Below are 21,107 nucleotides of genomic sequence, written 5' to 3'. Positions count from 1 at the left end.
AAAACTATGCTGCCGGAGCAACAACAGAGGATAATGGGCTACTTTATTGAGGAGGCAAAAGACCACCTCAATACGATCGAACAAGGCTTGCTGAATCTGCAAACCACGATCGAAGACCCAGAACTGGTCAACGAAGTATTTAGGGCCGCTCACTCTGTCAAAGGAGGAGCAGCAATGCTGGGGCTGACGAGCATTCAGCAAACAGCTCACCGACTAGAAGATAGTTTTAAAGTTTTAAAAGAGTGCAGCGTTAAAGTAGACCAACAGCTAGAGTCCCTGTTTCTGCGAATTTTTGACACGTTGCAAGGGCTGTTAGAGCAACTGTCGGGGCCTTTTGGACTGACAGAAGAATTGGGAGAACAGATGGTTCGAGAATTAGAACCAGTATTTGAAGAACTCAACGGACACTTGGGGGGACTCGTTGGACACGGAGAACACCATGCAGACGAGAGCTACGCGATGCCAGTACCCGAACAAGTTATGGCGGGGGTGGGAGTCGGGGCCTTTGCCTCATCAAAGAGTTTTCCAGATTCGCGGTCAGTTTACGCACCTGATGTCAGAGAAACAGAAGACAGCGCGCTGCTGCTAGTATTTGACTCAGACGTGCCGGCGAGGATGCGGGAACTCCTGCAAGAGTTCAAACAGCCCGAAGGTCTAGAAAGCAGGCGGCAACTCAAGAATATTTGTCGGAACTTGCTCAGGGCAGGGGAAGAATTTGAACTGCCCTGCTGGATAGAATTGATCCAAGCTGTATCCAAGGCGATCGCCAACCCAGAAAATAGCTACCGCACCTTAGCCCCAACGGTGATCAAAGACATCAAACAAGCGCAAGAACTGGTAATTTCTGGTCTAGAATCGTCGATCGCACCAAGCGCAAAACTTCTGTCACTGCAGCCGGCTGTTCTAGTTCCAGAAACAGATTTTGAAGATTTGCTGGCCTTTGCTCAACCGAGTAAATCCGGGAAAAATGTGGTTTCTGTTGAGGATGAGGCCTGGGATCTGGTCGGTTCGGGCGATGCCCCGGATGGATTGAACAAGTTGCTGCCGACTATTTCTGGGCTGAGTATAGACGAGCTGTTCGACCAACTCGACAGCGGCGACAGCAACGATGACAGTGGCATTCGATCGTCCCAGTTCGACGAAGATTCCGCCTTCGCAGAATCGGATATGGAGACGGGTGCTTTTAGAGGCTCGACCCGCACAGGCCCAGAAGTGGGCGCTGCAGAACTCAACACGTTAGCTGACTTGTTTGACGGCGAGTCCCCCGATCTCGACGGCGCTTGGGAAGAAGAAGAAGACCTCGAATATGCACAGTCTTCTGGGATATCGGCAGCGGGAATGCTGGGTTTAGACGACGACAATTCCGGCGATTTTACTGATTTGTTGTTTGACGAATACGATGCGGAAAGTTCCGAAATGAACAGGACGCCTCCGATTGACGACCTGACAAGTTTGTTTGGCGAGGATTTGCTGTTTGGAGAGGAGGCACAGGACTCGGCAGTAGCTGGCGGTCAGAAAAATGGGGGTTCTAGCCAGCGGTTAACTCGCAAACAGCTTAAAAAGGGTAACGGTAGGGGCGGTTTGGAGCGGCGAGACGACACGGTGGCCCCAGCCAGGGGACAAGCTGACGAAGATGCTCTCGGTACGCTGTTGGACGAAGTGGCGGCCCAAACTTCCGCTGGTGTTACGGACAATTCTGATTTCGATAACTTGTTCGGCGATTTAGGCTTATCTGAGGCAACAGGTGGGCCGGCAGTCTCTTCGGAGTATTCCCTGAAGTCTGAGGCTTTAGACGGAGAATCGAAGAAGCCTGCAGCAGGGGGGGGCAATAATGATTCAGCGGATGCCGAAGCGCTTGCTCTCCCTGAAATGGATGATTTCGAGTTGCTCTCTGAGCTTGGCGAGGACTCGGATTTGAGCGAGCTGTTGGGGATTACTTCTAATTTCCTTTCTTCAGAAGACGAAGGTGGGGAGAACGGGGGCGATCGAGATCAAGCTGCAAACATCCCACAAAATGAGGAAATGGGCAACGTTCTTAACATGACATCAAATTCTGATTTAGATATCTCTGCGGATGAAAACTGGCTAGAAGATGCTTTCGGCATGGAAGACGAGTCTGTGCAATCGCTCAACCTGGAAGTGGAGGATACAGATTTAGATGCGCTGTTTGGGGATATGACCTCGGACGCGATTTCTGAGGATGAACAGACTGTGCGGGATCGGCAAGGAGCGGCTACTTCCCGAGAAGCCGCAGATTTGACTGAGCTGTTCGGTTCTGTACCTACTGGTACTGAGTATGACGGAGAAGCTTCGGGGCAAGCCCGTGGCGGTTGGCCCAATGATGGGGATTCAGAATTGCTGAGTGCGGATGTGGGAGTTGATGAGGGCGACTTGGGGAGTTTGTTCGAGAACAATGGTGCGACTGTTTCCGACCAAGGCTTGGCAAATTCGGCAGAGGTTGAACTTGGGGCTTTGTCGGATGATCGTCCTGAGTCGGAAATTTCAAATGTCGAATCTGATGAGGGCGCAGCTTTCGATTTCTTGGAGGATATGTTTGGGGAGGGCATGGTGCAGCAGGGCGATGCTGGAGCGGTGCCAGATGACGGCGCTGCTGTGGCTCAAGAGGAGTTGTCTGCCCAACCTCCCGATGGTTTGTTCGACGAGGCGAGTGCGGATTTGTTCGATCGAGCCGAAACAGATGTCGCCGGGGAGTATGAGGGCGAAGATGATTTGTTTGATGCCCTGGAAACTGATTTTTCGAGTGTGGATTTAGAGGCACTGCCTGCTGAATCTCTCGATGGTATGTTTGAGGGCGATGCTGACTTGCTCTCGGCGATGGAAACCGGGGCTACTCTCAACAACGCAGAGTTGGAGGGTTTTGATGATTTGTTGGATTCGATCGATGCTGAGGTTCTGGTGACTTCGGAACTGACGACGGGCTTTTGGGACGCCGAGGACGAGTCGGCCGAGGCAGATTCCTCGGAGTTGGAAGAGGGATCGCTGGCAGACTTCTTTGACGAGGGCGAATCAGGCGATGAGGATGATGCCGAAGGCAATTTTGACGATTTAGAAGCTCTATTAATCGCAGGGGGTGCGGGAGCTGTAATAGCAGCTTCTGCGAGTAAAAATCAGAGTCCGGTAAATACAGAAGTTTTCTCGGATCTCGAAGAACTCCTCAGCGAGAGCGCAACTATGCCGGAAATTTCTGCACCGGCGACAACTGCCAGTAAAGCCGCGCGCGCTGCTGCCGAAGAGAGCGACGACGAATTTGGCGATTTGGAAAAACTGCTGGAAGATCCCAAGGACAGCGGCCGCCAAGGGGAAGGCAATATGGGGCCGTCGGCGATCAACAGACCCAGGCGCAATATGCGCGGGTACGGGCTCGGCGACCAGACAATGCGGGTGCCGATCAAGCAACTGGATAACCTCAGCAATTTGATGGGGGAACTGGTGGTGAACCGCAACAGTTTGGAGCAAGACCAAGAACGGATGCGGCAGTTTTTGGACAATTTGCTCCACCAGGTAACGCTGCTGAGCGATGTGAGCCAGCGGACTCAGGATTTCTACGAGCGGAGTCTTTTGGAGATTGCTTTGCTGGCAAACCGTCAGGGACATCGATCGGCCTGGCGCTCTGAGGATTCGGCCCACACGAGGGAAAGTGCCTGGAGACCGGAGGAAATGGACAGGTTTACTCCTTTCCACAGTTTGGCTCAGGAGATTATTGAGCTGATCGTGCGGGTGCGGGAGTCAGCGGCGGACATTGAGTTTTTAGTGGATGAGGCGGATCAGGTAACTCGCCAACTGCGCCAAGTTACGACTCAACTGCAAGAAGGTTTGACTCGCGCCCGGATGAAGCCGTTTGCGGAGACGACGGACAGGCTGTTCCGGGCGGTGCGGGAAATTGCGATTAAGTGCGGGAAGCAGGCTCAGTTGCAGGTTGAGGGTAAGGAGATTTTGATCGACAAGATGATTGTGGATCAGCTATATGACCCGATGACTCACTTGGTGAACAATGCCATTACTCACGGGATCGAAGCGCCGGAGGTGCGTCTGGCGGCTGGGAAGCCTGCAGTGGGCAGGATTACGATTCGCGCTTTCCACCAAGGGAATCAAACGGTGGTTTCGGTTTCTGACGACGGGGCGGGAATTGACCCGCAAAGGGTGAAGGCGAAGGCGATTAAGCAGGGTATGCTGACGGCGGCTCAGGCTCAGAGGATGTCTCGCTCGGAAGTTTACGATTTGCTGTTTATGCCTGGTTTCAGCACTCAGGAACAGGCGACGGAGTACGCCGGCCGGGGGGTCGGTATGAATGTGGTGCAGACTTCCTTGCAGGAGATTCGGGGAACTGTGTCGATCGATTCAACCATCGGCAAGGGGACTGTGTTTACCATCCGTTTACCTCTGGTGTTGAGCATTTCTAAGGCTCTGACTTGCATTAGCGATCGAGCTCGCATTGCTTTCCCGATGGATGGGGTCGAGGATATGATCGATGTGCCTCGCGATCAGGTGACGACGGGGGCGGACGGTTTGCCTTGCATTGAGTGGCGGGGTCAAAGCTTGCCGTTCCGGCCGCTGCGGGATTTGCTGGCTTACAACCGCCATTTGGGACGGGGCAGTGTTTACGGGTTTAATACTGACGATGACATGATTTCGGTGATCGTGCTGCGGTCTGCAGGCAATTTCTTGGCGGTGCAGGTGGATCAGGTTTCGACGGAACAGGAAATTGTGATCAAACCGTTGGAGGGGCCGGTGCCGAAGCCGATCGGGATTGCTGGGGCCACGGTGCTCGGAGACGGTCGGATCGTGGCGATTGCAGACGTTCTGGAACTGATCGATTTGGCTACCGGAAGGCTGCGTAAGGACACTGGCGGTACGCTTTGGGATGAGAGCGAGAAGGCTACTAAGGAGGCGGAAATCGAGAAGACTGAGCCGACTGTGCTGATTGTGGATGACTCGATTACGGTGCGATCGCTCTTGTCGATTACTTTCGAGAAGTCTGGCTATCGTGTGGAAGAAGCTCGCGACGGTAAGGAAGCTTGGGAAAAGATGAAATCTGGTCTGCCTTGCGATATCGTGTTCTGCGATATTGAGATGCCGAGAATGGACGGTTTGGAACTACTTTCTCGGATGCAGAAAGATGCTGTTTTGTGTGAATTGCCGATCGCGATGTTGACTTCTCGCGGTGCTGACAGACACCGCCAAATGGCTTACAGTTTGGGCGCGAAGGGCTATTTCACTAAGCCTTATTTGGAGGAGCAATTGCTTGATGCTGCTTCTCGGATGTTGAAAGGTGAGGTTGTTGGTGCTCCGGTTGGTGTGTAATGTGTAAATCGGCATTTATCTGCGGTTGAAAAATGCGAATTTGTTAACCACAGATAAGAATTGATAGACGCGGATTCACGCAGATAATCTCTAATTTATCTGCGTGAATCTGTGTTTATCTGCCTCTATCTGCGGTTGCAAAAATGGGAATTTGTTAACCGCAGATGAAAATGGATTAACGCGGATTGACGCAGATGTTCGATCGCGCTTTCGGTTTTGGTGGTAGGCTGGGAATGTGGGGTGTAGCGGAAGGGCGAGGGGTTATTAATGAACGCTGAAGAACTTTTAGAAAAATACGCTAAAGGCGCTCGTCAATTTGCGAAAGCACAGTTAAGTGGGGCAGACCTTAAAGGTGCTGATTTGAGTGGCATCAACTTAGACAATGCAAATCTTTCAGGTGCAGATTTGAGTGAAGCAATTCTAACAGGTGCATACCTTCAAAGTACAAACCTCACTAAAGCATCGCTGAGAGGTGCTAATTTAAGTTGCGCCATTGCTGGCTCAGCGAATCTCAACTGGGCAGACTTTAGCGGTGCAGATTTGACCAGGGCTAACCTTAGTAGTGCTCTTTTAAATTATGCTGACTTAGAGCGGGCAACTCTGATAGCAGCAAACTTAAATAATGCTAAATTAGTTCGCACCAATTTAGACGAAGCAAATTTGAGCGGTGCAAGTCTAGATAGTACGGACATACGTCTAGCTTCTTTGTATAAAGCAAACCTAAGTAAAGCGAATCTGAATAAGGCTGATTTGACTGAGGCAGATTTGCGGGAAGCTGACTTAACTATGGCAAATTTGAATGAGACAAATTTGACTGAGGTAAAACTTCAAAAAGCTAAGTTTCCGAAAGCTATTCTGCACGGCGTTGATCTGTCAAGAATGAATTTGACTAATGCAAATCTAGAAAGAGCCAATCTGCGAGGAGCCAACTTAATGAGAGCAAATCTAAGTACAGCAAGTTTGAAAAGGGCAGACTTGACTGGTGCTCAAATCTATGGCTGGAATATCGAAAATGCAGACTTAACTGGTACAATAATGCCCGATGGAGAAATCTACCAGCCTGAAACCTCTGACGGAGAAATCTATCAGCCTGAAACTTCGGAAAAATTATCCCAAAAAGTAACATCTATGACGCGCAAAATTATTCGTACTGACAAAGCACCGGCACCCGTGGGCCCTTACAATCAAGCGATCGCCGCAACGGGCACTATGCTGTTTGTAGCTGGTCAAATTGCGATCGACATTAGACTAAACGATATTGTCTACACCGACGACGTGGCAAAACAAACCGAACAAGTTATGGCAAATCTCGAAGCCATTCTCACAGAAGCCGGCGCTACTTGGTTGGATGTGGTAAAAACTACGGTTTTCCTCAAAGATATGAATGATTTTGCTGCTGTGAATGCGGTTTATGCGAAATATTTTGATGCGGAAACTGCACCGGCGCGCGCTTGTGTGGAGGTTTCGCGTTTGCCGAAAGATGTGTTAGTTGAGATTGACTGCATTGCTGTGATTTGATTTCATCTTCTGTTAGATGCCCGGCTTATTCAAGAAGTCGGGTATCTGGAATATTCTGTTTTTTTAATGTTTTTGCAGTTGGGAAACTTGAATTTTCGGCAATTCTTTCCATTCGGGTTCAATGGGTGAGTAGCAACAGTAGCACACCGCTAAACAGTCGTATTCAGCATTCGGAATTTCAGGCGTGTACTCTTCTACGCGCGAAACCTCCCAATCTCCCCAGCGAACGTGAGTGCTGGCAGCAGGGAATTTAGGATCGGCACTCTCCTTAAATTGGGCAAAGTTTCGCAGGCGATCGCCCGTTTGAGGCAGAGGTTTGTCTGAGTAGTCGTAGTGTTCTGCTAGGATGCTCGTAAGAGCACCCGTATGGGAAAGCAATCTATCCTCCCATCCAGGGGAAGAAAGCGATTCAGTTTTGAAAATGATCAACCGTTTTGGCATTGATTTATTCCTCTCTCTCATGTTCGGGTTCGTATGGATTCGGTGGAAACTCTGTCAACCCTTCAAAGACACAATCAACCTTAAGTATCGAATCGTTTGTTTTTTCCCATCGGATTAATTCCCATCCCTGACGCTTAGCCATTTGATCGCATTTCTCTGGATCAGTTGCACTATGACGGCTAATATTCTCGTCTGGATCGTAGCGAGGTCTTAATGTCATCTTTATCTGTGTTTTTCTACACACGCTGATGAAAATAAAACCTGCTATCTTCACCTGCGATGTCTGGGGTTTACAAGCCTATATCCTATCATTTATAGTAACTACCTCAGCATACTTTATATTTTTTTGAGTCACCCTCTGCTGGGACTTCATTTATGTCGTTGCGGTTTCAACCGCCGAGGGTAAAGTGCGCGACTTTATTAACTTCTACAGCCGATCGCACTTTTGTCGATCTGTCGCTGTCGCGCACCTACTCTCAAATCAATCTGAAACAATCAGATTTAATCTCAATTAGCAATTAGCAATTACTAATCACCAGTTAGCAATTAGCAATTAGCAATTACTCTATAAGTAATTACCAATTACCAACCGTAAACTATTTATTCAGCGCTTCGCGGGCGGCTACCGCTTCGTCGGGATGAATATTCAAGCGGGTCAAATTAATTCGACCTTTATTGTCAATTTCTCGCACTTTGACAATCACTTCATCGTTCACAGCTAACTCGTCTTCCACTTTGCCAACGCGGTAGTCGGCTAACTGGGAAATGTGAATCATTCCTTCTTTTCCGGGCAAAATTTCCACAAAAGCGCCGATCGGAATAATTCGAGTTACGCGGCCAACATACACATCTCCTGCATTCAACTTGCGCGTCATGCCTTGGACAATGTTGTAAGCCCGCTGAGCTTTTTCGCTGTCGTTGCCAGCAATTGTCACGGTTCCGTCGTCTTCGATGTCTATTTTGACACCGGTTTCTTCGGTGATGGCTTTGATCGTTTTGCCACCTGGCCCAATTACCAAACCGATAAATTCTGGATCGATTTTCAGGGTTAGCAAACGCGGTGCAAACGGCGACATTTCCTTGCGGGGAGTGTCGATGGTTGCCAGCATTCTTTCTAAAATGTGCAGTCTGGCCGGTTTGGCTTGGCGGATGGCGGTGGCAATCACATCTAAGGGCAAACCTTTGATTTTCATGTCCATCTGCAAAGCAGTAATCCCGGTGTCGGTACCGGCTACTTTGAAGTCCATGTCGCCTAAAAAGTCTTCAATTGCCTGAATGTCAGTCAAAATTCGGACTTCATCGCCTTCTTTAATTAAGCCCATTGCCGCGCCGCTGACGGGTTGGGAAAGGGGAACGCCTGCATCCATTAATGCTAGCGTTGAGGCGCAAACTGAACCCATTGAGGTCGAACCGTCGGAAGAAAGGATTTCGGAAACTACGCGAATCACGTAGGGGAAATCTTCTTTGGATGGCAAAACTGGCAGTAAAGCGCGTTCTGCGAGGGCTCCGTGACCGATTTCTCGGCGTCCGGGCGATCGCATCGGCTTGGTTTCTCCCACGGAAAACGGCGGGAAATTGTAGTGATGTAGGTAGCGTTTGTCTTGCTGCGGGTGCAAGTCGTCTCCTAAGTCTTGGGCGTCGCCTGGGGTTCCCAGGGTAGCTGCGGACAACACTTGAGTCAAGCCCCGATTAAACAACGCACAGCCGTGTACTCGCGACGGCAGCACGCCTACGCGACAAGAAACGGGTCGCACCTCGTCTAGCTTGCGACCGTCTACACGGATGCCATCTTCGAGGATCTGCTTCCGCATCATTTTTTTGGTAACGTCTTTGAAAACGTTGCCGATCGCCTTGCTGTTGGCGGTGGCGGCTAGTTTTACCGGATCGTCTTCCGAGAGTTCGGCGATCGCAGATTCGACTGCATTTGCCTTAACTTCGTCCAATGCTGCATTCCGTATTGTTTTGTCTTTTTCAAATCTTGACAAAATGATGCGGATGGGTTCTTGGGCGCGATCGCGAATGAAGGTTTCCAGGGCCGAATCTTGCGATGGCCGTTCTTCTACCACCAAATCGATGCCCAATTCCGCCATAATTTCGCGCTGGGCTTGAATCAAGTCACAGGCTGCTTCATAGCCGAAGTCGATCGCCTCGATGATATCCTGTTCCGGCAATTGGTTGGCGCCGGCTTCTACCATGATTACTCCGTCAGGAGAACCAGCTACCACGAGATCCAACTCGCCTTCTCTGATTTCGCTGTAGGTTGGGTTGATGATGAAATCGTCCCCTACCAAACCGACTCGCACTGCCGCCATCGGCCCGTAAAACGGCATTTTCGCCAGCAGTATCGCCACCGAAGCCCCCGTCACCGCCAAAACGTCCGGCGGCACTTGTTCGTCCATCGAAACCGTTGTGGCTACAACTTGGATGTCATCTCGCAGCCAGCTTGGAAATAGCGGACGCAGCGGTCGATCGATCAAACGGCCAGTCAAAGTCACTTTTTCCGGGGGGCGCCCTTCCCTTCGCAAAAATCCACCGGGAATTTTACCGCCAGCGTAAAGTCTCTCTTCGTAATCCACCAACAGGGGCAGGAAATCAATTCCTTCTCTCCCCTGCGATCGAGTCGCTGTCACCAAAACTGCCGTGTCACCCGACTGAATCAAAACTGCACCGCCTGCTTGAGGCGCTAGTAAACCAATCTTCAGTCTAATATCCCGTCCATCGAAGGATATTGACTTGTCTATCTCTACCATGTAGCACTGCTTCCTTATCTACCACATTCTTTCTCTGTCGGGATCGTAACATTACCACAGGATGTTTGAGAGTCCGACGCCAAAAGACAGGGATAATCGCGTCGCGATCGACTCTCTGTGTCTCGATTCTAAGCATTTATACTCTAAAATTATTTTTGGCAGTCTGGGGTCGGTTCTCCGGTCGATCGCCCGCTAAACGCCTTCCATAGATGGTACGATGAATTTTCGTTTGGGAATTGGGACGTTGAAGGAAGAAGAAGGAAGAAGGAAGAAGGAAGAAGGAAGAAGGAAGAAGGAAGAAGGATTTAGTTATCTAGGACAGGGAAGAAGCGGTAAGGTCCGCACGGCTCACCTAAATATACAGGTTCTACCTAATTCCTATCAGGCTCAAAATATCCTCGGTTTGTTTTAAATAAAAATTTCATAAATTCCATATAAATGCTGTAGTCAACCTCGCACTTAAATACAAATATCAGGGTAAAAAAATATGGCTATTTTACACGGCAGTTGGCTCGTAGAGAATGAAACAAGTTGCTTATTTATTTGGGGAGAAACTTGGCGAAAAATTGGGGCAATTGAAACCAGGGAATCGGGGCTAAATTTACCGCATCCCTTAGCAATGACAGAATCGGAATTTAAGACTTTCCTAAATTCCTTGCAGCAGTCGGGAAAACTGGATTGGCAATTACCGGAAACCGCAGAAAATCCATCGGAAAAAAGCAAAAAAACTAGGCGGTCTCCCAAAACTCAAAACGCAGAAATTACCGCCCCAAACTCCTCAATTAAAAGGGAAATTCGGGCGATCGCACTTCCCACCCAAATCTCAGAATCGAACGCAAACCTGATGCCGCAGCACTCAGCAGCAGCACTTGAGGAACCAGCTAAAACCGACGAAATTTACCTTTATCCCTGGCAAGTAGAGGGTTTTTGTCTCAACCCTCAAGCAGCTTTTGTTTTCTTGCAATCACTACCGCTTAACAGCACGGAACCAGACTCTTTTGTTGGCTCAGATTTACGTTTTTGGTCTCATGTTGCTAGGTGGAGTTTGGATTTGTTGGCAAGATGCAAATTCTTGCCTGGATTGGAGAAACAGTCCGACGGTTCTGCTATTGCGAAATGGCAACCGTTGTTAGATAGTTCCACAGACATACTCCGCCTCGGCACTTTTGTCAAGCAAATGCCAACTGCTTGCCGAACATATCAATCGAAGGAAGAAGGAAGAAGGAAGAAGGAAGAAGGAAGAGGGGAAAAGGAAGAAGAATCGAGTCAATTGCCTTTAGCGGTGGATTTGCCGAGGGGGGCTGAGGAATTAGTGTTAGGCTTTTTGAGCAGTATTGTAGATAGTCAAGTGCGATCTGCTGGTAGCTCTACTTTAGACATCAAAGCAGTTTCTCCTGTGCGCGACTGGCTGCAAGCTTTGCAGCAGGAATCTGGGATTGTGCAAGTAGAAACAGCAGCATTGGAAAACTTGGCAACCAAGCTGAGTGCTTGGACTGCACCGCTGCAAAACCAATTATCTCAACAAAGTCAATTTCGCACTTGCTTTCAACTCATACCGCCGTCTCCTGGTAAAGCAAACTGGAATTTAAATTATTGCTTGCAAGCTGCAGATGAAACGGAATTTTTGGTTGACGCGACAACTATTTGGAACAACTCAGTCGAGCGTTTGGCTTATGCGGGGCGGACAATAGAATTGCCCCAAGAAACTTTGCTCAGCGGCTTGGGTTTAGCCTCCAAACTTTATCCCTTAATTGAACCGACTTTGCAAGCACAGCGGCCTCAATCTTGCCAATTAAATCCGCTGCAAGCTTACGAGTTTATTAAGTCTGTAGCTTGGCGGTTTGCTGATAGCGGCTTGGGCGTAGTTTTGCCGCCGAGTTTGACAAAGACAGATGGTTGGGCGAGTCGTTTGGGTTTGAGCATTCAAGCGGAAACTCCGAAAGTGACTCCGGCGAAAGGCGGGGTGGGATTGCAAAGTCTGCTAAATTTTAAGTGGGAATTGACGATCGGCGGACAGCGCCTTTCTAAGGCAGAATTTGACAGATTGATCGCGTTGAATTCGCCTTTGGTGGAAATTAACGGCGAGTGGGTAGAGTTGCGCGCGCCGGATGTAAAAGCGGCTCAAACTTTTTTTGCCAGCCGCAAAGAGCAAATGACTCTTTCTTTGGAGGATGCTTTGCGTTTGGCGTCGGGCGATTCTCAGATGATCGAGAAACTGCCTGTGGTGAATTTTGAGGCTACGGGTCAACTTCAGGAATTGTTGAATACTTTGAGCGATAATCAAGCGGTAAGTGCGATCGCAACTCCGGCTAGTTTCCGAGGACAATTGCGGCCTTATCAAGCGCTAGGAGCCGGCTGGTTAGCATTCTTAGAACGCTGGGGTTTAGGTGCTTGTCTCGCGGACGATATGGGATTGGGAAAGTGCATTCTACCACAAAGTTTGCTTTTTGTCAATGGTTTTTTACAAAAAGCTGAAAAAATATGGGAAGCTTATGCCGGAAAAACAGAATTCGACGGTGAGGGCTTTTGGTCCGAACCTAACGAGCAATTACTGGTAAATTCCATAAATCAGGAAACAGGCAAAATTGTACAGGCGACTATTCGACGACTTTATCGCCAGCAAGTGCAAGAAAAGTTGCGAACAATCAAACTACAAGATGGTAGCAGCATCACAATTACCCGCCGCCACAAATTGTTAGGACGCGATGGCTGGACAAATGACCTCAAGGTTGGAGATTATGTTTGCGTTCCTGCTAAATTGTATTGGGAAGGAAAGCCGGAAGATCCCGATTTGGTCAAGTTTCTGGCTTGGCAGATTGCTGAGGGATATGAGCAGCGCGATCAAGCAATGCTCACAATAACGCAGAAAGATGTGGCAGTTCTTGAAGAATTGCGTTTCACACTTCACCGTTTAAGCAAAAAGTATGGGATAAAAATAAATAATCCTGCTGTTCGTACTCCCGGTAAGGAAAGAGCAGCATATTTAGCTGTGTGTAGTCGATCGTACCAAAGCTTTCTTGAGGCTAAAGGCTACGAGTGGGGAAAGCTGTCAGCCGAGAAAAGCTTCCCGCAATTTATCATGCAAGCCAATCTTGACAGCATACGAATTTTCCTCAAAAACTACTTTGATGCTGAAGGTTCTGTCATTCCTAAAATGCGGACTATCGAAATTAGCACCGCTTCGCCTTTAATCATCCAACAACTTTCTACACTGCTGCGGCGCTTTGGAATTTGGCTGCGAATCGCCACTAAGCAGAAACGCGCCACCAATGGCAGCGGTATTTTTCGCACGTATTACATCGGCACTTTCGGCGGTAACTCAGCGCGCATATTTTTGCAGGAAATTGGCTTCGGTGATTCCGAAAAACAGCGTAAATTAGAGCAGATTTGCGAAGTTAGTGCCAATACAAATGTCGAAGGAATTCCGGTTTCGGATCTTGTTGCCGATGCAGTGGAGATGACCAAACTGCCACTACGGCATTTCGGAATGCACAATCCTGTTTATATTAACGGTTCCCAGCAGTTTTCCCGCATCAGCCTAGGAAAGGTGGTAGCAGGTATGGAAAATGTGCTTGGTGGTTCCGCAGAACATGAGTACCGCCAGCTAAAGCCTTCTAAATGGACGAATCAGACCCTAGAGGCTTATGCAAATCTCAATGTAGCGCAGCTAGATAGTGTCCGAGAAAATTTGCAACTTATACTCGATCGCGAAGTATTTTATTGCAGAATAGAGGAAATTGAGGATTTTGAGTACAGCGGGTGGGTCTATGATTTTGAGGTGGGCAAACATCACAATTTTGTTGCCAATAATATCTTGTGCCACAATACTATTCAGCTAATTACTTTTCTGCTGCATTTACAAGAACAAGATGCCCTAGAAGCGCCAACATTACTGGTTTGTCCCACATCAGTATTGGGCAACTGGGAGCGCGAAGTCAAGAAATTTGGCCCGACGCTAAAAGTGTTAGTTCACCACGGAGACAAACGCGCTAAAGGCAAAGCCTTTGCGGCTGAAGTTAAGGGAAAGGATTTAATAATTACCAGTTACGCCCTGGTGTTTCGCGATGCGAAGGAATTTCAAGGCATTAAGTGGCAAGGATTGGTTTTAGATGAAGCGCAAAATATTAAAAATTCCGAGGCTAAGCAGTCGCAAGCGGTGCGGCAAATCGAGGCATCTTTTAGAATTGCGCTGACGGGAACTCCGGTGGAAAATAGACTGCAAGAATTGTGGTCTATCTTGGAGTTTCTGAATCCCGGATATTTGGGGCCGCGCAATTTCTTTCAGCGCCGATTTGCAATTCCGATCGAGAAATACGGAGATAGGGAATCATTGCAGACTTTGCGATCGCTCGTTCGGCCTTTCATCCTCCGCCGCCTGAAAACAGACAAAGAAATCATCCAAGATTTGCCCGAAAAACAGGAGATGACTGTATTTTGCGGGCTGGCCAATCAACAGGCGGTATTATATCAGAAAATAGTCGAAGAGTCAATAGCTGAATTAGAGTCAGCCGAAGGTATTCAGCGCCGGGGAATGATTCTGGCTTTGCTGGTAAAACTCAAGCAACTTTGCAACCATCCGGCTCTGGTGAAAGCAGAAGCTAAGCCGAAAGAATTGGAGATTAAGAGTCAGGAATCGGGGAAATTGCAGCGGTTGGTGGAAATGTTAGAAGAGGTGATCGCTGAGGGCGATCGGGCTTTAATTTTTACTCAGTTTGCCGAATGGGGAAAACTCCTGAAACCGCATCTAGAACAGCATTTAGGGCGAGAAGTTTTGTTCTTGTACGGAGGAATTCGGCAACAGCAGCGGGAAGAAATGATCGATCGCTTCCAGCACGACCCCCAAGGCCCGCCGATTATGATATTATCCTTAAAAGCGGGCGGCACAGGTTTGAACTTAACCAGAGCAACCCATGTTTTCCACTATGACAGATGGTGGAATCCCGCAGTAGAAAATCAGGCAACTGACCGCGTATTTCGCATCGGCCAAACCCGCAACGTGCAAGTCCACAAATTTGTCTGCACGGGCACGTTAGAGGAGAAAATACACGATATGATCGAGAGCAAAAAAGCTTTAGCCGAACAAGTGGTCAGTGCCGGTGAAAACTGGCTCACCGAACTCGATACAGACCAACTTCGCAATTTACTAATTCTCGATCGCAATGCTATTATAGAAACGGAAGAAGAATAATGTGTTTAATTTTCTTCGGTTTCTCATGAGGACTTTAGTTCTCAAAAATCCGAGGAATTACGCACTCTGACCACAGAAACCGGGTTTATTACCAGAATTAAAGGTTAGAGTCCCGTTTTTTCGTAAAAAACCAGGTTTCTGACTCTCCCAGATAACTAAAGCTTTCTTCCTTCTTCCTTCTTCCTTCTTCCTTCTTCCTTCTTCCTTCTTCCTTCGGCTTATGATTGACAGAGAATGGTGGACACAACAGTGGTTAGATTTAATCAATACCTACCGCTTCAAAAAACGCTTAGAACGCGGCTGGCAATATGCGCGCGAAGGTAAAGTTCTCAGCATTAACTTCCCTAACCAAGAAGTAATCGCCGTAGTTCAAGGAACAGATCCCAAACCCTATCAAGTTTCTTTAGGACTCGACACATTGAGCGATGAAGATTGGGATTATGTGATTGAAAATATGTCGCAAAGAGCAGTTTTTTCAGCTAAACTACTAGCAGGAGAAATGCCGCACAATATTGAAGATGTATTTGCAGCAGCAGGCAAAACGCTATTTCCGTTAAGCTTGTCAGATATTCGATCGCGCTGTAGCTGTCCTGACCCCAAAAACCCTTGCAAACACATCAGTGCAGTATACTACTTATTGGGCGATCGCTTCAGTGAAGACCCCTTCGTACTCTTTCAAATGCGGGGGAGAACCAAAGAGCAAATCTTGACAGCACTCCGTCAAAGACGAGGTACACAAGGAGAGGAAAATTCCCAACTCAACTCCGGCGAAAATGCCCCCACTACGAATTCTAAATTGCCAAAGGTCGATCGCTTTTGGGAATACAATCAGCAGCTAGAATCATCTTTAGTAGTTATTGTACCCCCACCCAGCAGCGAAACAGTATTAGATATCTTAGGCCCAATTCCCCTCGCCACCGACGGAAAAGGAACCGCTAGCAAATCATCGCCCGCATCTGACGCACTCAAGCAGCATTTTAGCAAAATCTACCAAGCAGTTAGCCAGCAAGCAGTTTTAGCAGCACTGAAACGGGGTGAAGGAGATTAATATAATTTCCTGGCAGAGAAGATAATAGGGACTATGGCTGGTAACAAATCAGGCTTTAATACCCCTTTTATTCTTTAGTCCCTGTCTGCTGGAACGAGAGTTTGTCTAGAATAGATTTCAACCGACGAGTCTTACGTTTGGCAATTTCAGTTTACACTTCCCGCAAATTACTCATAATCTCTATCAATTCCTGGGGGTGTTTAATCAAAAAATCGGGATTGTGTGCAGCCAAAGCCTCCTGAGAATTAAAACCCCAACCTACAGCAATTACGTTAATTCCGGTTTTTTTAGCAGCTTCTATATCTCTAATTTCATCTCCCACATAAACGACTTGTTTAGGATTTATATGTTCTGTTTTTAGCCATCTATTAATAACTTTATGTTTACCAAAAGTTGAGCCAGAGTAAATAAATGTGAAAGTGTCTTGCAAACCGTTTCTTTCCAGCGATGCCAAGACGTTTTCTCTGGAATTAGATGTGATAATGCCCAGTTGAAATCCCATTTCTTTTAACTCCAGTAAAACTTCTTTAATTCCTGGAAATAATTGAATGTTGGGAATTTCGCTGCGTAACTCTGATTTCAACATTCTAATCAACAGCGGGAATTTGAAGATAGAAATGCCCGAATACTGAAGGAGTTGCCAAGAATTTAAATTGCTCAGTTGAGCGATTTCCTCTTTGGTCGCCGACTTAAAGCCCAATTCGGCTGACAAACGGTTGGTGATGCTCAGAAGAATATCGATTGTATCTGCTAAAGTACCGTCAAAATCAAAAATAATTACTTTGGTCATTGGACAATAGCAAATAAGGAACTAGGGATCACTTCTATATTACCCATTACCTCTTGCTTGTCAAAAAAATTGATCGCAACGGCGGGATTTGCACCCGCATCTCCTGGTATGCTCCAAGGAATTCTATCATTTAAACTACGTTGCTGGTGGCAGCGAACCGAATCAAACGGTTGTCTCTCGCCTGTCGAGCGAGCGCTTTACCATTAAGCTACACTGCCCCATTTTATTATACATTTTCAATGCAAAATTTTGACATCAAACTTAATATTAATTGTAAATTATCTATCTGGCTTGTAGCTGAGTCTCGCTCCCCCCTGATTATTGCCCGCTAATCCCCCCTATTAAGCGGGAGACAAGAAGTCTCTTTCGTCACGCTTATTAAGGGGGATGCGAGGCGGATAGAGACAGAGAGATAAGCGAGAGTATGAAAGGAATTTAGTCTTAAGTTGATACCACTGATGGAAAGTGGAAAAAGCCACAAAAATATTAAATGACTGTTACCACTGCGACTCAGCATAATCTTTAAATAATTTACCATAAAAATAGCGTCCTTCATTCACTCCCAAATAAATTGGATCGCAAATCCGCGCGGCGGCATCAACAGCATCAAAGGGAGGTTGTACGCCGCGTTGCTGCATCGCTAAAACTTGAGGGTAAGGGTGCTGAAAACTAATCCATCCCGGATCGACAGCATTCATAAAAATTTTGTGTTTGGCATACTCTGAAGCGCAGGTGCGAGTCATCATGTTCAGCGATGCTTTTGCCATATTTGTATGCGGATGTCGCCAAGGTTTGTCACTGTTAAATTGCCCTTCTTTTGAAGAAACATTGACAATATATTTGCCAGCTTCAGGAATTTTTTTCATCAGCCGTTTGAGCCTGCTGTTAATCGCAAAAGGAGCGATCGCATTAATAACGTGAACTTCCAACATTTCCAAAATGCTCACCTCATCATCCTTCATCAGCCAACTGTTGAAAGGGCGCAAATCCACTTGTTGTCCGTCGCGATCGTACATTCCGGGCGGAAACAAACTAAAATCAGATGAATGTGATAATTGAGCCTCTTGATCCAAGTTAAAAACCCTGGGGATTTCACTGTTGCGATGTGGAACAGAGTCTGTGAGAGATTGGGGGAGATCCTCAGAAATATTGTCTGTCAAAAAGTGCGTAAGCGTTGCCCTCGAAGAGGATAGCGCCAACAGCGGCTGAATCTCAGCAGGCAAAGCATCCAAAGGCAGAGATTCAAAATCCATCAAATGCTGGTAAAATTCAGGAGGGCGGTGAATTGTTTGAGCGGCATTATTGATAATAATGTCAATTCGCGGATAGCAGCAGACGAGGTGTTCTGCAAATCGCTCAACGGCCGCAATATACCGCAAATCTAACTCATAAACTTGCAGGCGATCGCACCACTGGGCAAAATCCGCTTCTTTAGCATATCTCCTAGCAGCATCCCGAGCAAAACGAGTAGTACAAATTACAGCAGCACCAGCTCTCAACAACCTCAAAGTTACAGCATACCCAATTTTCACTCTCGCTCCCGTCACCAAAGCAAATAACCCATGCAAATTAGCCGTTTGGTTGCGTTTAGCAAAATTAAGTTCGCCGCACTTCAAACACAAACCACGGTAAAAAAAATGTTGCTCTTGAAAACTCTCCTTGCACACAAAACAGCGCGGCAGTTTATTCATTTTAAATTTATATGGCTGTAAAGAATATCAAGTCCAGCTACATCCGCTGCAATTAGCTTCCGCAAAAATCCCCCGATTATCGATATTAGCTTTTTTCATAATAGACCAGCTCAAATTAGCCCCATTAAAAGTAGCTCCGCTGAGATATGCGTTCAGGAAATTTGCTCTTTTCACAACAGCATCGCTCAGATTAGCACCAGCCAAAGTAGCTTTATTAAAATCAGCATCGCAAAGGTTTGCTCCAGTAAGATCGGCTTGAAAAAAATCAGTATTTGTCAAATCCGTTCTCTCTAAATTAGCACCGCGCAAATTAGCTCCCATAAAACAAGCTCCTGCAAATTTACTCCACCGCAAATTAGCTCCTGCCAAAACCAACCCTTTAAAATTCCCGCCGTTAAAATTAGATCTAATTAGTTTAATCCCCGCCAGATTTGCTCTGGCAAAATTCACTCCGCCCAGGTTTGCCCCACTCAAATCCGCCCCGCTCAAATCAGCACCCGTCAAATCTGCCCCGCTCAAATCCGCCCCGCAGAGTTTAGTTTTTTTCAAAATGCTTTGAGATAAATTAGCATCGCGAAAATTAACCGAGCGGAGGTTGGCTAAACTGAGATTAGCTGCTTGCAAATCAGCGCCGCTGAGATTGGATCGGCTCAGGTTAGCTCCCGTCAAATCGGCATTTCTCAGATTACTTACTTCCAAATTACTTTTAAAAACTTTTGCGCCTCGCAGGTTGGCAGATTCAAAGTTCGCTCCTGCTAAGTTTGACTCTCTCAGGTTGGCTTTAGCCAAATTAACTCCGCTAAAATCTCCCCAACTCAACTCTACAAAGCCACCCAATAAAAGTAGATTTTGAACTCTCCATTTATTCCAAATCGACGCATCTTTTTTGAGCAAACTTATATGTTCTTCCCTGGCCAATACTGCAGCAGCAGTAGCTCGCACCCGCTCGTCAGCATCGTCCAAAACAGCAGTTACTGCTTCTAAACCTGCATCTCCGTATTTGATGGCATCTGCAAGTGCTGCCAGCCTTGCTTCAGCCGAGGGGCTTGCTAAACGCTGCTTGACTCGTGCTATGCCGCCCAAGACAGCAGCATGAATTAAAGGTGGATTTTTACCGCCCCAAACTGCATCGTATTCTTTGGGTTCATTGGCTGGCATTTGTTATTTGTTGACTGTCATTTGTTGACTGTTGACTGTTGACTGTTGGCTGTTGACTGCTGACTAATGACTAATGACTAATGACTATTGACTGCTGGCTGTTGGCTGCTGACTAATGACTATTGATTTGATTTGCTTTCGCATTTCGCCGCAGCATTTCGGGTTTTATGCGCCTCAGCGCCGAAGCTGTAAATCGGCGGTTCCATTCTTCGTCGGAGATGTCGGCTAATTCTGCAAGTTTCGGTGCTATGTTTTCAGGATAAGGCTCAAACTCTGCCACATCAGTTGGTTTCGCAAATCGCTGATTCCAAGGACAAACATCTTGACAAATGTCGCAGCCTGCTACCCAACCTTGTAAATTAGATGCAATTTCGTCGGGCAATTTTTCGGCTCGATTCTCGATCGTGTGATAAGCTATACATCGATCGGCATTCACCACAAAAGGCTCAGTAATTGCTCCCGTCGGGCACGCCTCAATACAGCGAGTGCAAGTACCGCAATGTTCCGTATGAGACTCATCGGACGCTAACTCCAAATTAGTCAAGATTTCGCCCAAAAACACCCAAGAACCGTATTCGCGGGAAATTACATTACCATTTTTAGCAATCCAACCAATCCCGGCACGCTGCGCCCACATTTTATCCTGAACTGGCCCGGTATCAGCATAATACCGCGCTTCAATTCCCTCGCCTTGCGATCGCACCCAATTTGTCAAAACCTTCAGTTTTTTGTGCAGGATTTTATGATAATCCCTTCCCCAGCCGTAGCGAGAGATTTTGGCATATTCGGAAGCGCCTGGGCGTTGGTGAGGCGTGTAGTAGTTGATGGCGACACATATTAATGACTGCATCTCTGGCATGAGCGATCGAATATCCTGCCGTTTCGGGTTTGCCATCCATGCCATATCCGCCTGATAACCCTTGTCCAGCCAAGCTTGCAATCTTTGTTTTTCTAAATCAAAATCCGCGTCTGTTGAGGCTATCCCCACTTTGTGAAATCCCAACTCAAGGGCTTTTTGCTTAATGCGATCGGTATTAATTGATTTTTTCATCACGTAAGAAACCACTGCACAAATTGTGCCATAAGTCTAGTAGTTTTAAGAGTATTTTTGGTACAGTATTGATAATTCTTTTACAATCTTTATATTTATAAGTTTGAACTCCAAAATGTCAAAAATGTTACATAATTTAATTTAGGGAGA

14 protein-coding genes and 1 tRNA gene are annotated in these 21,107 nt (G+C 47.1%); 6 read left to right on the top strand and 9 right to left on the bottom strand.

Annotated elements, in window-relative coordinates; translation table 11 throughout:
- The first annotated feature begins 6 nt into the window (after positions 1 to 6).
- Together QUA36_RS11240 and QUA36_RS11235 are read left to right on the top strand one after the other, a co-directional pair.
- Positions 7 to 5,322, top strand: coding sequence for a response regulator (locus tag QUA36_RS11240; RefSeq protein WP_333457415.1), 5,316 nt, complete (start codon positions 7 to 9; stop codon positions 5,320 to 5,322).
- Positions 5,323 to 5,589: 267 nt separating this feature from the next.
- Positions 5,590 to 6,840, top strand: coding sequence for a Rid family detoxifying hydrolase (locus tag QUA36_RS11235; protein WP_333457413.1), 1,251 nt, complete (start codon positions 5,590 to 5,592; stop codon positions 6,838 to 6,840).
- Positions 6,841 to 6,903: 63 nt separating this feature from the next.
- On the opposite strand, the gene QUA36_RS11230 is transcribed toward QUA36_RS11235, so the two are convergent.
- Together QUA36_RS11230 and QUA36_RS11225 are read right to left on the bottom strand one after the other, a co-directional pair.
- The gene (locus tag QUA36_RS11230) at positions 6,904 to 7,281 is read right to left on the bottom strand and encodes a hypothetical protein (RefSeq protein ID WP_333456263.1); all 378 of its coding nucleotides are present in this window, start codon (positions 7,279 to 7,281) and stop codon (positions 6,904 to 6,906) included.
- A gap of 4 nt (positions 7,282 to 7,285) precedes the next feature.
- Positions 7,286 to 7,501: a hypothetical protein gene (locus QUA36_RS11225; protein WP_333457411.1), complete on the bottom strand. Its 216-nt coding sequence runs from the start codon at positions 7,499 to 7,501 to the stop codon at positions 7,286 to 7,288.
- 155 nt (positions 7,502 to 7,656) lie between these two features.
- Here QUA36_RS11225 and QUA36_RS11220 point away from each other — a divergent pair, with 155 nt between their 5' ends.
- Positions 7,657 to 7,803 carry a hypothetical protein gene (locus QUA36_RS11220; protein WP_333456261.1) on the top strand — a complete coding sequence of 49 codons (147 nt, stop codon included), beginning with the start codon at positions 7,657 to 7,659 and terminating at the stop codon, positions 7,801 to 7,803.
- Between the two features lie 74 nt (positions 7,804 to 7,877).
- Here QUA36_RS11220 and QUA36_RS11215 read toward each other — a convergent pair whose 3' ends face one another.
- The gene (locus tag QUA36_RS11215) at positions 7,878 to 10,031 is read right to left on the bottom strand and encodes a polyribonucleotide nucleotidyltransferase (RefSeq protein ID WP_333163904.1); all 2,154 of its coding nucleotides are present in this window, start codon (positions 10,029 to 10,031) and stop codon (positions 7,878 to 7,880) included.
- A gap of 217 nt (positions 10,032 to 10,248) precedes the next feature.
- On the opposite strand from QUA36_RS11215, the gene QUA36_RS11210 reads away from it, so the two are divergent.
- Complete coding sequence (locus QUA36_RS11210; protein WP_333163902.1) at positions 10,249 to 10,443, top strand: hypothetical protein; 195 nt, start codon at positions 10,249 to 10,251, stop codon at positions 10,441 to 10,443.
- A 75-nt stretch (positions 10,444 to 10,518) separates the two neighbouring features.
- Entirely contained in the window at positions 10,519 to 15,219 is a 4,701-nt protein-coding gene (locus QUA36_RS11205; RefSeq protein WP_333457409.1) for an SNF2-related protein, read from the top strand.
- A gap of 97 nt (positions 15,220 to 15,316) precedes the next feature.
- Here the strand turns inward: QUA36_RS11205 and QUA36_RS11200 are convergent, their stop codons facing one another.
- Positions 15,317 to 15,466 (bottom strand): hypothetical protein, encoded by a 150-nt coding sequence (locus QUA36_RS11200; RefSeq protein WP_333457407.1) that lies wholly within the window; start codon positions 15,464 to 15,466, stop codon positions 15,317 to 15,319.
- Between QUA36_RS11200 and QUA36_RS11195 the strand changes: the two genes are divergently transcribed.
- On the top strand, positions 15,440 to 16,267 hold the full coding sequence (locus QUA36_RS11195) for an SWIM zinc finger family protein (RefSeq protein ID WP_333457405.1): 828 nt from the start codon (positions 15,440 to 15,442) through the stop codon (positions 16,265 to 16,267). The genes QUA36_RS11200 and QUA36_RS11195 overlap by 27 nt on opposite strands.
- Positions 16,268 to 16,418: 151 nt before the next feature.
- On the opposite strand, the gene QUA36_RS11190 is transcribed toward QUA36_RS11195, so the two are convergent.
- The 5 genes from QUA36_RS11190 to queG all read right to left on the bottom strand — a co-directional run bounded on the left by QUA36_RS11190 (position 16,419) and on the right by queG (position 20,957).
- Positions 16,419 to 17,057 (bottom strand): HAD-IA family hydrolase, encoded by a 639-nt coding sequence (locus QUA36_RS11190; protein ID WP_333451558.1) that lies wholly within the window; start codon positions 17,055 to 17,057, stop codon positions 16,419 to 16,421.
- A 144-nt stretch (positions 17,058 to 17,201) separates the two neighbouring features.
- Positions 17,202 to 17,275: transfer RNA gene (locus QUA36_RS11185), tRNA-Val, on the bottom strand.
- A 279-nt stretch (positions 17,276 to 17,554) separates the two neighbouring features.
- On the bottom strand, positions 17,555 to 18,748 hold the full coding sequence (locus QUA36_RS11180; RefSeq protein WP_333457403.1) for an SDR family NAD(P)-dependent oxidoreductase: 1,194 nt from the start codon (positions 18,746 to 18,748) through the stop codon (positions 17,555 to 17,557).
- 27 nt (positions 18,749 to 18,775) lie between these two features.
- Positions 18,776 to 19,906 (bottom strand): pentapeptide repeat-containing protein, encoded by a 1,131-nt coding sequence (locus QUA36_RS11175; RefSeq protein WP_333457401.1) that lies wholly within the window; start codon positions 19,904 to 19,906, stop codon positions 18,776 to 18,778.
- 112 nt (positions 19,907 to 20,018) lie between these two features.
- A complete protein-coding gene (gene queG, locus QUA36_RS11170) occupies positions 20,019 to 20,957 on the bottom strand; it encodes a tRNA epoxyqueuosine(34) reductase QueG (RefSeq protein WP_333457399.1) in 939 nt (312 codons plus the stop codon).
- Between the last annotated feature and the right edge of the window lie 150 nt (positions 20,958 to 21,107).

Source organism: Microcoleus sp. Pol10D4 (assembly GCF_036701555.1).
Lineage (GTDB): Bacteria > Cyanobacteriota > Cyanobacteriia > Cyanobacteriales > Microcoleaceae > Microcoleus.
The sequence above is the reverse complement of the archived record's forward strand: the minus strand, read 5'-3'. Positions and strand labels throughout refer to the sequence as shown.

What these genes read in the sequence shown, in the direction of transcription:
- queG (WP_333457399.1), bottom strand. Translation starts at nt 20,957, where the DNA reads ATGAAAAAATCAATTAATACCGATCGCATTAAGCAAAAAGCCCTTGAG.
- QUA36_RS11175 (WP_333457401.1), bottom strand. Translation starts at nt 19,906, where the DNA reads ATGCCAGCCAATGAACCCAAAGAATACGATGCAGTTTGGGGCGGTAAA.
- QUA36_RS11180 (WP_333457403.1), bottom strand. Translation starts at nt 18,748, where the DNA reads ATGAATAAACTGCCGCGCTGTTTTGTGTGCAAGGAGAGTTTTCAAGAG.
- QUA36_RS11235 (WP_333457413.1), top strand. Translation starts at nt 5,590, where the DNA reads ATGAACGCTGAAGAACTTTTAGAAAAATACGCTAAAGGCGCTCGTCAA.
- QUA36_RS11230 (WP_333456263.1), bottom strand. Translation starts at nt 7,281, where the DNA reads ATGCCAAAACGGTTGATCATTTTCAAAACTGAATCGCTTTCTTCCCCT.
- QUA36_RS11225 (WP_333457411.1), bottom strand. Translation starts at nt 7,501, where the DNA reads ATGACATTAAGACCTCGCTACGATCCAGACGAGAATATTAGCCGTCAT.
- QUA36_RS11240 (WP_333457415.1), top strand. Translation starts at nt 7, where the DNA reads ATGCTGCCGGAGCAACAACAGAGGATAATGGGCTACTTTATTGAGGAG.
- QUA36_RS11195 (WP_333457405.1), top strand. Translation starts at nt 15,440, where the DNA reads ATGATTGACAGAGAATGGTGGACACAACAGTGGTTAGATTTAATCAAT.
- QUA36_RS11215 (WP_333163904.1), bottom strand. Translation starts at nt 10,031, where the DNA reads ATGGTAGAGATAGACAAGTCAATATCCTTCGATGGACGGGATATTAGA.
- QUA36_RS11205 (WP_333457409.1), top strand. Translation starts at nt 10,519, where the DNA reads ATGGCTATTTTACACGGCAGTTGGCTCGTAGAGAATGAAACAAGTTGC.
- QUA36_RS11210 (WP_333163902.1), top strand. Translation starts at nt 10,249, where the DNA reads ATGAATTTTCGTTTGGGAATTGGGACGTTGAAGGAAGAAGAAGGAAGA.
- QUA36_RS11190 (WP_333451558.1), bottom strand. Translation starts at nt 17,057, where the DNA reads ATGACCAAAGTAATTATTTTTGATTTTGACGGTACTTTAGCAGATACA.
- QUA36_RS11220 (WP_333456261.1), top strand. Translation starts at nt 7,657, where the DNA reads ATGTCGTTGCGGTTTCAACCGCCGAGGGTAAAGTGCGCGACTTTATTA.